Here is a 1050-nt window from a genome sequence, read left to right on the forward strand (position 1 = left end):
GGCGCGCAAGTGGGCGCCTCGTGGAAGATCAATGGCGACCACCAGTTGCGCGGCGCCCTGGCCTACTACAACTTCCGCAACATCAGCGGCGAATATTCGCAGCCGTGTGCGCTGTACGCGGGCGCCGATGGCTGCAGCACGGACTGGTCGCGTCCATCGAGCATGCAAAAGGGCAATAGCTTGATGCTGCTGCGCAATATCGCCTTGAACCCGCTCGATCCGGCGAATACGCCGCAGCCGCAATTCGTCGGCCTGGCGTCGAAGTTCCGCCTGGCCAATATCAATGCGCGCTGGGATAGCAAGGTGGCCGGCGGCAAGGACTTGCGCATCGAAGGCGATTATGTGCGCAACATGGCCTACGACAAGAGTGCCATGTGGGCGCGCGCCAAGGGCGGTATCATGAACAACTTCGGCGGCACGGGCGGCGTCTCGCAAGCCGATTTCAGGAGCGGCGGCAATGCCTACATGCTGCAGGCGACCCTGGGCAAGGCCAGCCCGGCGGCGCGCGGCGACTGGAACGTGTTGCTTGGCTACAAGCGCATCGAACCGGATGCCTTGCCTGACGCCTACAACGATTCCACTTTCCACCTGGGCGGCACGAATGCGCGCGGCTATTACCTGGGCGGCGCGTATGCGCTCGACAAGAATACCTGGTTGAACGGCCGCTGGACGTCGAGCCGCGAAGTGTTCGGTTCGGCGCTGTCGATCGACACCCTGCAGCTCGAACTGAACGCGCGTTTTTAAGGAGCCATGATGGTGATATCCAACAAAATGCGCCTGCCTTTGCTGTTACTGAGCTTGCTGGCCGCCAGCACGGCCCAGGCGCAGGGACAGAAGGGGCAAAGCATGGAAGAGCGTTTGCGGGCCGAGTTGCGCAATGTCACGGCGCAATTGCAGCAGACGCGTGGCGAGCTGGACGTGCTCAAAGCCAAGGGCGGGTCTGCCGCCAAGGCCGCGCCCGTTGCTGCCGCTGCGCCCGCCAGCGATGGCTTGAAAAAGGAGCTGGCCCGCAGCCAGTCGCAGCTGGCGCAAGAGCGCGCGCAGCGGGAA

General features: G+C 63.6%; 1 protein-coding gene and 1 pseudogene. Both read left to right on the top strand.

Translation table 11 applies throughout. The features are described 5' to 3' along the window. On the top strand, positions 1-744 hold a 744-nt coding region (locus O0882_RS29040), incomplete at its 5' end, for a putative porin (RefSeq protein ID WP_289953458.1). A gap of 6 nt (positions 745-750) precedes the next feature. Then, a pseudogene (locus O0882_RS29045) lies at positions 751-1050 on the top strand (hypothetical protein); the annotation flags it as partial.

The organism is Janthinobacterium sp. SUN073 (genome assembly GCF_030397665.1).
Taxonomy (GTDB): Bacteria; Pseudomonadota; Gammaproteobacteria; order Burkholderiales; family Burkholderiaceae_D; genus Janthinobacterium.